The organism is Halomonas sp. NO4, from assembly GCF_010994375.1.
Lineage (GTDB): Bacteria > Pseudomonadota > Gammaproteobacteria > Pseudomonadales > Halomonadaceae > Halomonas.
The window spans coordinates 209,132-218,450 of record NZ_WHMA01000004.1 but is presented as its reverse complement, the minus strand read 5'-3'; the positions used below and the strand labels follow the sequence as shown (position 1 = coordinate 218,450).

Genomic DNA, 9,319 nt, shown 5'->3' with positions numbered 1-9,319 from the left:
ACGTGATTTCTAGCAGGTAGCGACATGGCCAACCAGAGTTCTTCCCCGGACAGCCCGCAGACCGACGAAAACCGCCTGATCGCCGAACGGCGCGCCAAGCTGGCCGCGCGTCGCGAGCGAGCCGCCGAGCGCGGCGAAAGCGCCTTCCCCAACGACTTTCGCCGCGACAGCCTGGCCGCCGACCTTCAGGCGCGGCTCGGCGACAAGGAGAAGGATGAGCTCGAGGCGCTGGATCGCCAGGCCGCGGTGGCCGGGCGCATCTTGCGCAAGCGTGGTCCCTTCCTGGTCATTCAGGACCCCTCCGCGCAGATACAGCTCTATGTCGACAAGAAGGGGCTGCCCGCCGAGCGGCTCGAGGAGATCAAGGGCTGGGACATCGGCGACATCGTGGCGGCTCGCGGTCCGGTGCACAAGTCGGGCAAGGGCGACCTCTACGTGAAGATGATGGAGGCAACGCTGCTCACCAAGAGCCTGCGCCCGCTGCCCGACAAGTTCCACGGCCTCACCGACCTGGAGGCGCGCTACCGTCAGCGCTACGTGGACCTGATCATGAACCCCGACTCGCGCCGGGTGTTCGAGACCCGCGCCGGGGTGATCAGCGCCATGCGCCGCTTCTTCGAGGCGCGCGGCTTCATGGAGGTGGAAACCCCCATGCTGCAGTCGATCCCCGGCGGGGCGACGGCGCGGCCCTTCGTCACCCACCACAATGCGCTGGACATCGACATGTACCTGCGCATCGCGCCCGAGCTCTACCTCAAGCGCCTGGTGGTGGGCGGCTTCGAGAAGGTCTTCGAGATCAACCGCAACTTCCGCAACGAAGGCCTCTCCACGCGCCACAACCCCGAATTCACCATGATCGAGTTCTACCAGGCCCACGCCGACTACCATGACCTGATGAACCTCACCGAGGAGATGCTGCGCGAGGTGGCGCGCCAGGTGTTGGGCAGCACCACCGTGATCAACACGGTGCGCAGCGCCGAGGACGAAGTGCTGGAGACCTTCGAGTACGATTTCGGCCAGCCGCTCCGTCGCCTCTCCGTGTTCGACGCCATCCTCGCGTACAACCCGGAGATCCACGCCGAGGCGCTGGCCGACGAGGCCGCCGCACGCCAGGTCGCCGAGCGGCTCGACATCGACGTCAAGGATGGCTGGGGACTCGGCAAGATCCAGGTGGAGATCTTCGAGAAGACGGTGGAGCATCGCCTGCAGCAGCCGACCTTCATCATCGACTATCCCACCGAGGTGAGTCCGCTGGCGCGGCGCAAGGATGCCGACCCGTTCGTCACCGAGCGTTTCGAGCTCTTCGTCGGCGGCCGCGAGATCGCCAACGGCTTCTCGGAGCTCAACGACGCCGAGGACCAGGCGGCACGCTTCCGCGCCCAGGCGGCGGAGAAGGAGGCCGGCGACCTCGAGGCGATGTACTACGATGCCGACTACGTGCGCGCCCTGGAGTATGGCCTGCCGCCCACGGCGGGCGAGGGCATCGGCATCGACCGGCTGGTGATGTTGCTCACCGACAGCGCCTCGATCCGCGATGTGCTGCTCTTCCCGGCGATGCGACCGGAAGTGGAATAGTTGGTAAGGGGCGCCGCGAGCGCCCATAATGGTCAGCGTTTCGACGTCGAGGAGACCGCGATGAAACTGCTCAACCGCTCCGCCCTGAGCGTCCGGCCGACCCGCCACTTCGTGGAATGGATCAACGCCCTGGAACCCACCGTGGGCGACGACGACCTGACGATCGCCGACGTCGAACGCGAAAGCACCGTCTATCTCATCCCCGAGATGGACACCCCGGAGGCCCTGGAAGCCTTCGTGCGCGAGCGCTACCTCGAGATCCTCGAGACCGAGCTGCGTGCCTGGGAGGAGGACGAGCGCCAGTGGCCCGAATCGCTCGACTGGGCGCTCTTTCAGCGCTTCCTGCAGTTCGAGCACAGCTACCTGGCCATCGATCTGGACGATGAGGCGGCCCTCGAGATCTCCGAGGTGGACGATAGCCTGCTGATGGATATCGACCAGGACTGAACGAGGCGAGGCCAGACCCGCCCTGTGCAAACCGGCTTCGGCCGGTTTCGTCATTGATGGCCCCCGCAGTGATGGAAAGAGCATGAAGCGACTCTTTGCGACCCGCCCCGGCGACGATGGCCTGCCTGGGCCCGAGCGCCGTCTGGCCGTGCTGGCCCTGGTGCTGGGTACCCTGATGGCGGTGGTGGACACCACCATGATCAACTTGGCCCTGCCCAGCATCGCCCGCGATCTGGGGGTCTCGGGCGCGCGCGCCGTCTGGGTGACCAACCTCTTCCAGATCAGCTGCGCCGCCTTTCTGCTGGTGTGCGCGGCGCTCAGCGAGCTGGTCAGCCGGCGCCGTCTCTATGTGGCGGGGCTCGCGCTCTTCGTCTGTGCCTCGCTGGGGGCGGCACTGTCGCGCAGCTTCGAGTGGCTGCTGGTGTTCCGGGCCCTGCAGGGGCTGGGGGCGGCGGCGACGCTCTCCATCGGTCCTTCGCTCTACCGGGCGATCTTCCCCTCGCGGCTGCTCGGCAGTGCGCTGGGGCTCAGCGCCCTGGTGGTGGCGGGCGGCTATGCCTCCGGTCCGGCGCTGGGCGGGCTGGTGCTCTCCGTGGCCGACTGGCCCTGGCTCTTCGCCCTGCACCTGCCCCTCGGGCTCCTCGCACTCTGGTTCGCCTGGCGTGCACTGCCACACGAGCCGCGGCGCCGTGGCGGCTTCGACGGCGCCGGGGCGCTGCTCTCGATCACCATGCTGGCGAGCGTCTTCCTTGCCATGGACACCCTGGGCCAGGGGGCACCCGGCTGGCAGGCGCTGGCGTGGCTGGCGGTGTGCCTTGTCGCCGGCACGCTTTTCCTGCGCCGTCAGCGCCGGGCGACGTATCCCCTGCTACCGCTGTCGCTCTTCGAGGAGCCGCGCTTTCGCCTGGCGGTCTCTGCCTCGGGACTGGCGTTCATCGGCCAGGGGCTCGCCTTCGTGGCGCTCTCCTTCCTCTACCAGCAGGAGATGGGCTTTACCCCGCTGCAGACGGCCTGGCTCTTCACCCCCTGGCCGCTTGCCATCATGGTGGTCGGCCCACTGGCGGGGCGCCTGGCTGATCGGGTCAACCCCAGCGTGCTCTCCAGCGTCGGTCTGGGGCTGCTGATCGCCGGGCTCGTGGCCCTGGCGCGGCTCGGTCCCGAGGCACAGATCGTCGACGGCCTGTGGCGCACTGCCCTGTGCGGCCTGGGCTTCGGGCTCTTTCAGCCCCCCAACAACCGCGAGATGATGGCCAGCGTGCCCAAGGCGCGCAGCGCCAACGCCTCGGGGGTGATGAGCACCACTCGCACCGTCGGCCAGTCGCTGGGCGTGGCGCTGGTGGGCGCCTTCCTTGGCGCCGGTGCCCCGGTGCAGGCCACGCTCTGGGTGGGCGCGGCCGCCTGCGTGCTGTCGCTTGCCGCCAGCCTGGCGCGCATGCCGCTGGCCGGAGCCGCTCAGGCGCAGGCGCGCCGGGGCGCATCGTCGCCGGCCGGGCAAGGGAGTACAATGGTGGCAAATCCATCATCGAGGAGCCCCCATGAGCATTCAGGCCAGCATTGAAGAGAAGCTGCAGGCCCTCGAACCGACCTTCCTGACGGTGGAGAACGAGAGCCACCGCCATGCCGTGCCGCCCAATTCCGAGACCCACTTCAAGGTGACGCTGGTCTCCGAGCGCTTCGAAGGGCTGATGCCGGTGAAGCGCCACCAGCGCATCTATGCGCTGCTCGCCGATGAACTCTCCGGCCCGGTGCACGCCCTGGCACTGCACCTCTATACCCCCCAGGAGTGGCAGGCGAGCGGTGAGCGCCGGCCCGACTCACCCGACTGCCGTGGCGCCGGGGCGTGACGACGGAGCCGCAGCGCCTCCAGTACCTGGAGGCCATGGGTCTGACGGCCTGGGTGCCGCGCTACCGCCTGCCCAATGCCCGGCAGAGCGCAGCCTGCGAGTGGGCGCCGTCGTCACCCGAGCCTAGCGCGCCGCCCACCGTGCGGCTGCACGCCCTGCTCGACGAAGCCGAGCGCGCGGCGCAGCAGCGCCCGGCAACACCGCCCCAGGAGAGTGAGCCGGCATCGCCAGCAGCTGCCGCCCCCGGACGGGCACGCCAGCTGCTCGAGCCGGCGCGGGACGCTAGCGAGGTCGCGTCACCGGCGAGCGGGTCGGTCGGCGATGCGGTGGTGGAAGCCTCCTCGGAGCCCCTGCGTTTCAGCGTGCAGGTCGCCTGCCTGGACGGCCGCTGGCTGGTGCTGCTGCCCGGTGCGCGGCCGCCGGGGGCGGTCGAGCTGCGCCTGCTCGCCAACCTCTTCCGCGCGGCCGGCATTTCCCTCGGTCAGGCGCCGGACTTCCAGGCCTTCGACTGGCCCCTGGAGAAGGGGCTGCCGGTGGCGTCGCCGGAGGAGGAGGCCAAGGCGGGGCTGCAGGCCTTCATCGAGGGCGCCGGACGGCGCGGCTGGGCGCCGGAGCGGGTACTGCTTTTCGGGCGCGACGACACCCTGGAGCGGCTGCTCGGCGTCACCGATGAGCGCTGCACGCTGCTGGATCTGCCCGGCTGGCGAGGGCCGGCGCTCGATGAACTGGCCGGCAGCGCCGAGGCGAAGCGAGCCCTGTGGCCGCGCCTCGCCGGCTGGCGGGCCGCCTGGTATGGCGAGGGCAGCGATGCGAGCGTCCCTGGCTGAGCGCCTCCCGAGGCGCCTGGACGCTCTGGAGCTGGCGGCGCTCGAGGCCCTGGAGGCGACGCAGCCCTCGCCCTGGAGCGCGCGCCAGCTGAAGGCGGCGCTCAGCGATCCGCTGACGGTCGTTCTGGGTATCGACGGCGAGGACGCCCTGGCGGGCCATGCCGTGGTGGCGCGATTGCCCTTCGAGGCGGAGCTGCAGGCGCTGCTGGTGGCCTCGGTCTGGCGTCGACAGGGGCTGGCCGGGCGGCTGCTGGCGGGTGTAATCGATCAAGCGCGCGCCTGGGGTAGCGAGCGGCTGCTGCTGGAAGTGCGGGCCGGCAATGCCCCGGCGCGGGCGCTCTATGCGCGGGCGGGATTCGTCGAGGATGGCCGGCGCCGCGGCTACTATCCCTCGTGGGACGGGGCCGGGCCGCGGGAGGACGCCGTGCTGATGTCGCTCCCGCTGGGCTGAGCGATCCGGCTCAGCGCTCGGTGGCGGTTTCCGTCTCGACTTCGTCGAACTTGCCCAGCAGGGCGGTGAGGCGGCGCTCCCACTCCTCGCGCTCCTGCTTCAGGCGCTGGTTCTCTTCACGCAGCTCCTCGGCTTCCATGCGGAGCAGCTCCAGCGCTTCCACGGCGTTGGCGACTTTCTGTTCGAGCCGGTTGAAGAGTTCGCTGCTCATCCTGTTCTCCTGACGTTGCCTGGCGACCGAGCCGGCCGTGGTGGGGCGGGAATTCGAGCTCGCAGCGTAACGCCGTGGCGGGAGCTCAGCAAGCGTCGCCGTTTGCCGACTCGACGCAGCGGCGATAGAGGCGAGCGGTGGTGTCGCCGGCGCGCAGTTCGCGATGCAGTGCCCAGCTGGCCGGCACGGTAGGCACGGCTTTCGACTCCATCTCGACATAGACGAAGGCTTCGTCGGTGAGCCAGCCGTGCTGCTCCAGCCGCGCACAGCAGGGCTCGACCAGGCCTTGGCGGAAGGGCGGGTCGAGAAACACCAGCGAGCAGGGATGCGGTTCGCCGGCCAGGAAGGCGAGGACGTCGGCGGTGATCACCCGGCTGCGGGCCGTGACGTCCAGGGTGGCCAGATTGCTCGTGAGCTGGCGCGCCACGCGGGTATCGCGCTCCACGAAGCAGGCCTCGGCGGCGCCGCGGGAGAGCGCCTCCAGACCCAGCGCCCCGGTGCCGGCGAACAGGTCCAGCGCACGGGCGCCGGGCGTGGCGGTGGCCAGCCAGTTGAACAGCGTCTCGCGCACCCGGTCGGGTGTGGGGCGCAGGCCGGGGCTGTCGAGCACCGGCAGCCGCCGGCGCTTGAAGTCGCCGCCGATCAGGCGCAGTTGGCCGCCACGGCGTGGGGCCTGGGAAGGCATGGGGCGCTGGCGGGAAGGGCGGCGGCGATTCATGGCGTCGCATTGTACCTGCGGCTTTATCCACAGTCATGGTAGGCAGTGGTAGGATGTGGTCATCATTCACCCGTGAGGTTGAATTCCCCCATGTTCGGTTTTTTCAAGCGCAAGACGCAGCAGGACGATCAGCAGGACAAACGGCAGTCGACCCAGCAGGACGAGAGCCAGGCACCGCGGCCGGCCGAGCCGGAAACCACCTCCGCGGCGACCTCGCCGGCCGACCGCGAACCGGCCCCTTCCGAGCCGGACATCGTCGCGGAGCAGCCGCCCGAAGATGTCGCCATGGCCGGCCCGGCGGCGGACGAGGCGCTCGACCGTACAGAGGCAGTGGAGGTGGTGCGCGCCGAGGAGGAGAACGCCGCGCTGCGCGACGAGGCCGTGGACGACGCCGCGCCCGCCGAGGAGGAGGCGCCGCCCCCCGCGGCGCCCGAGCCCGAGCCGACACCTGAACCGGAGCCGGCGCCCGAGCGCCCGGCGCTGCAGGAAAAACCGGCCGCCGAGAAGAAGGGCTGGTTCGCACGGATTCGCGCCGGGCTCGGCAAGACCCGCGCCAATCTCACCGACGGCCTGGCCGGGCTCTTTCTCGGCAAGAAGCAGATCGACGACGAACTGCTCGAGGACCTCGAGACCCAGCTGCTGCTGGCCGACGTGGGCATCGAGGCGACCACCGCCATCATCGACCGCCTCACCGAGCGGGTGTCGCGCAAGGAGCTGGCCGACCCGCAGGCGCTCTACCGCGCCCTGCAGGAGGAGCTCACCACCATGCTCGACCCGGTGGCCACGCCGCTGGCACTGCCGCCCAAGGGCGAGGGACCCTTCGTCATCCTGGTGGTGGGGGTCAACGGCGTGGGCAAGACCACCACCATCGGCAAGCTCACCCAGCGCTTCCAGCGCGAGGGGCGCAGCGTGATGCTCGCCGCTGGGGACACTTTCCGCGCCGCGGCAGTGGAGCAGCTCAAGGTGTGGGGCGAGCGCAACGACGTGCCGGTGATCGCCCAGCACACCGGCGCCGACAGTGCCTCGGTGGTCTACGATGCCCTGGCCGCGGCGCGGGCGCGCAAGGTGGATGTGCTGATCGCCGACACCGCGGGTCGGCTGCACAACAAGGCGCACCTCATGGAGGAGCTCAAGAAGGTGCACCGCGTGATGGGCAAGCTCGATGACACCGCCCCCCACGAGGTGATGCTGGTGCTCGACGCCGGCACCGGGCAGAACGCGCTTTCCCAGGCCAACACCTTCAACGAGGCGGTGCCGGTCACCGGCATCACCCTGACCAAGCTCGACGGCACGGCCAAGGGCGGCATCATCTTCGCCCTGGCCAAGCAGCTGGGCACGCCGATCCGTTTCATCGGGGTCGGGGAGTCGCTGGACGACCTGCGCCCCTTCGCCGCCAGGGAGTTCGTCGACGCCCTCTTCGACCAGGGCGATGCGCGCGACGCCGCCTCGGCATGATCGTCTTCGAGCATGTGGGCAAGCGCTACGGCGGGCGCTTCGAGGCGCTCGCCAACCTCGACTTCCGCGTGCGTCGTGGGGAGATGGTCTTCCTCACAGGCCACTCCGGGGCTGGCAAGAGTTCACTGCTGCGCCTGATCATGCGCCTCGAACGGCCCAGTCGCGGGCGCATCCTGGTCGCCGGCCACGATATCGCCCGGCTGCATGCCAGCCAGGTGCCCTTCTACCGACGCCAGATCGGCGTGGTCTTCCAGGACCACCAGTTGCTCTTCGATCGCTCCATCTACCACAACGTGGCCCTGCCCCTGGAGATCCGTGGCATTGAGCCCCGCGAGGCGGCGCGCCGCGTGCGCGCCGCACTCGACAAGGTGGGGCTGCTGCACCGCGAGCGCGCCTTGCCCATCGAGCTCTCCGGCGGCGAGCAGCAGCGCGTGGGCATCGCCCGGGCGGTGGTCAACAAGCCGGCGCTGCTGCTCGCCGACGAGCCCACCGGCAACCTCGACCCGCAGCTTTCCGCTGACATCATGGCGCTCTTCGAGGACTTCAATCGCATCGGCACCACGGTGATGATCGCCAGCCATGACCTGGCGCTGATCGCCCGGCTGCGCCACCGCACCCTGCGCCTGCGCGAGGGGCGCCTGGTCGCCGACGAGGAGGCCGCATGAGCCGCCCGTCGCCGGCACCGCGTGGCGCCCGCAGCCAGCGCACACGCTCGGCAAGCCGACTGCGCGCCTGGCTGCGCCACCACCGCGCCATGAGCGTCGACAGCACGCGGCGGCTGCTGCGTCAGCCCCTGGGGAGCCTGCTCACCATGCTGGCCATCGCCATTGCCCTGGTGTTGCCGGCGGCGCTGTGGCTCACCCTGGACAGCGCCCGGCTGCTCGATGCCGAACTCGACGCCAGCGCGACGCTGACCGCCTACCTAGCGTCCGGGGTGGACGACGGCGAGGCGGGGCGCATCGAGGAGGCGATCGCCGCCCAGCCGCAGGTGGCGCACACACGCCTGGTCACCGCCGCCGAGGGCATGGCCGAGTTCCAGCAGGCGCTGGGACTTGCTGACGCCCTGGCGCGCCTGGACGACAACCCGCTGCCGGCGAGCGTCGTGGTCACCCCCGTCGACCCGTCGCCCGAAGCGGTGCGCCGCCTCTCGGCGGACCTGGGGCAGCTGGCGGGTGTCGCGGAGGTGCGTCTGGATCTCGCCTGGCTGGAGCGGTTGCGCCAGCTGGCCGAGTTGGGGCGGCGCGTGGCCCTGGCGCTGGCCGTGCTCTTCGGGTTGGGCGTGCTGCTGGTGGTGGGCAATACCATTCGACTGGCGGTGGAGAGTCGTCGCCAGGAGATCGAGGTGGTGATGTTGATCGGTGCCACCCACGCCTTCGTGCGCCGGCCCTTTCTCTACAGCGGCGCCTGGTATGGCTTGGGCGGCGGTCTGCTCGCCTGGGGCTTGCTGGCGCTGGGCAACCAGTGGCTGGCCGCTCCGGTCAGGGCTCTGGCGGCGAGCTACGGGGCGAATTTCGCGATGCCGCAGCTGGGCGGCATGGGCTCGGCAACGCTGCTGATCTGCAGTACACTACTGGGCTGGCTCGGTGCCTGGATCGCCGTGAGCCGTCACCTCGCCGGAATCCGCCCGCGCTAGCTGGGCTCTCCGGTGGCGGTGAACAGCGGAAACGCGACGATATTGCGCGTTCAACCGGCACGATCCGCCAGCCGGGCCATCAACGACGGAACATTCTCCGGTCCTGGCCGTCAAACAAAGCGCAGTGACGGCCATCATTGCGACCGAATACGCTATGG

At 70.1% G+C, this 9,319-nt stretch carries 11 protein-coding genes; 9 read left to right on the top strand and 2 right to left on the bottom strand.

All coding sequences use genetic code 11. The features are described 5' to 3' along the window. The first annotated feature begins 24 nt into the window (after window positions 1-24). From lysS to FEF15_RS05475, 6 genes are all read left to right on the top strand, one after another. Window positions 25-1,575 carry a lysine--tRNA ligase gene (gene lysS / locus FEF15_RS05500; RefSeq protein WP_163558146.1) on the top strand — a complete coding sequence of 517 codons (1,551 nt, stop codon included), beginning with the start codon at window positions 25-27 and terminating at the stop codon, window positions 1,573-1,575. Between the two features lie 60 nt (window positions 1,576-1,635). Continuing rightward, a complete protein-coding gene (locus tag FEF15_RS05495; RefSeq protein WP_163558145.1) occupies window positions 1,636-2,022 on the top strand; it encodes a hypothetical protein in 387 nt (128 codons plus the stop codon). An 82-nt stretch (window positions 2,023-2,104) separates the two neighbouring features. Beyond that, window positions 2,105-3,580 carry an MFS transporter gene (locus tag FEF15_RS05490; protein WP_163558144.1) on the top strand — a complete coding sequence of 492 codons (1,476 nt, stop codon included), beginning with the start codon at window positions 2,105-2,107 and terminating at the stop codon, window positions 3,578-3,580. Beyond that, window positions 3,558-3,866: a BolA/IbaG family iron-sulfur metabolism protein gene (locus tag FEF15_RS05485; RefSeq protein WP_163558143.1), complete on the top strand. Its 309-nt coding sequence runs from the start codon at window positions 3,558-3,560 to the stop codon at window positions 3,864-3,866. The genes FEF15_RS05490 and FEF15_RS05485 overlap by 23 nt, the downstream gene beginning before the upstream one ends. After that, a complete protein-coding gene (locus FEF15_RS05480; RefSeq protein WP_163558142.1) occupies window positions 3,863-4,693 on the top strand; it encodes a hypothetical protein in 831 nt (276 codons plus the stop codon). Before FEF15_RS05485 ends, FEF15_RS05480 begins: the two co-directional genes overlap by 4 nt. After that, window positions 4,674-5,144 (top strand): GNAT family N-acetyltransferase, encoded by a 471-nt coding sequence (locus tag FEF15_RS05475; protein ID WP_163558141.1) that lies wholly within the window; start codon window positions 4,674-4,676, stop codon window positions 5,142-5,144. The genes FEF15_RS05480 and FEF15_RS05475 overlap by 20 nt, the downstream gene beginning before the upstream one ends. A 10-nt stretch (window positions 5,145-5,154) precedes the next feature. On the opposite strand, the gene FEF15_RS05470 is transcribed toward FEF15_RS05475, so the two are convergent. Then, the gene (locus FEF15_RS05470) at window positions 5,155-5,355 is read right to left on the bottom strand and encodes a cell division protein ZapB (protein ID WP_163558140.1); all 201 of its coding nucleotides are present in this window, start codon (window positions 5,353-5,355) and stop codon (window positions 5,155-5,157) included. Window positions 5,356-5,440: 85 nt separating this feature from the next. Next, window positions 5,441-6,073 carry a 16S rRNA (guanine(966)-N(2))-methyltransferase RsmD gene (gene rsmD / locus FEF15_RS05465; protein WP_163558139.1) on the bottom strand — a complete coding sequence of 211 codons (633 nt, stop codon included), beginning with the start codon at window positions 6,071-6,073 and terminating at the stop codon, window positions 5,441-5,443. 90 nt (window positions 6,074-6,163) lie between these two features. Between rsmD and ftsY the strand changes: the two genes are divergently transcribed. The 3 genes from ftsY to ftsX are packed head-to-tail and all read left to right on the top strand — an operon-like array spanning window position 6,164 to window position 9,161. Continuing rightward, window positions 6,164-7,528, top strand: a complete 1,365-nt coding sequence (ftsY, locus tag FEF15_RS05460; RefSeq protein WP_163558138.1) for a signal recognition particle-docking protein FtsY — start codon at window positions 6,164-6,166, stop codon at window positions 7,526-7,528. Beyond that, window positions 7,525-8,193: a cell division ATP-binding protein FtsE gene (gene ftsE / locus FEF15_RS05455; protein WP_163558137.1), complete on the top strand. Its 669-nt coding sequence runs from the start codon at window positions 7,525-7,527 to the stop codon at window positions 8,191-8,193. Before ftsY ends, ftsE begins: the two co-directional genes overlap by 4 nt. Further along, a complete protein-coding gene (gene ftsX, locus FEF15_RS05450) occupies window positions 8,190-9,161 on the top strand; it encodes a permease-like cell division protein FtsX (protein WP_163558136.1) in 972 nt (323 codons plus the stop codon). The genes ftsE and ftsX overlap by 4 nt, the downstream gene beginning before the upstream one ends. Window positions 9,162-9,319 lie beyond the last annotated feature (158 nt).

Excerpts from the sequence above, each read along its gene's own strand:
- rsmD (WP_163558139.1), bottom strand. The coding sequence starts at position 6,073 with ATGAATCGCCGCCGCCCTTCCCGCCAGCGCCCCATGCCTTCCCAGGCC.
- lysS (WP_163558146.1), top strand. The coding sequence starts at position 25 with ATGGCCAACCAGAGTTCTTCCCCGGACAGCCCGCAGACCGACGAAAAC.
- FEF15_RS05485 (WP_163558143.1), top strand. The coding sequence starts at position 3,558 with ATGAGCATTCAGGCCAGCATTGAAGAGAAGCTGCAGGCCCTCGAACCG.
- ftsY (WP_163558138.1), top strand. The coding sequence starts at position 6,164 with ATGTTCGGTTTTTTCAAGCGCAAGACGCAGCAGGACGATCAGCAGGAC.
- FEF15_RS05495 (WP_163558145.1), top strand. The coding sequence starts at position 1,636 with ATGAAACTGCTCAACCGCTCCGCCCTGAGCGTCCGGCCGACCCGCCAC.
- FEF15_RS05490 (WP_163558144.1), top strand. The coding sequence starts at position 2,105 with ATGAAGCGACTCTTTGCGACCCGCCCCGGCGACGATGGCCTGCCTGGG.
- FEF15_RS05475 (WP_163558141.1), top strand. The coding sequence starts at position 4,674 with ATGCGAGCGTCCCTGGCTGAGCGCCTCCCGAGGCGCCTGGACGCTCTG.
- ftsX (WP_163558136.1), top strand. The coding sequence starts at position 8,190 with ATGAGCCGCCCGTCGCCGGCACCGCGTGGCGCCCGCAGCCAGCGCACA.
- FEF15_RS05470 (WP_163558140.1), bottom strand. The coding sequence starts at position 5,355 with ATGAGCAGCGAACTCTTCAACCGGCTCGAACAGAAAGTCGCCAACGCC.
- ftsE (WP_163558137.1), top strand. The coding sequence starts at position 7,525 with ATGATCGTCTTCGAGCATGTGGGCAAGCGCTACGGCGGGCGCTTCGAG.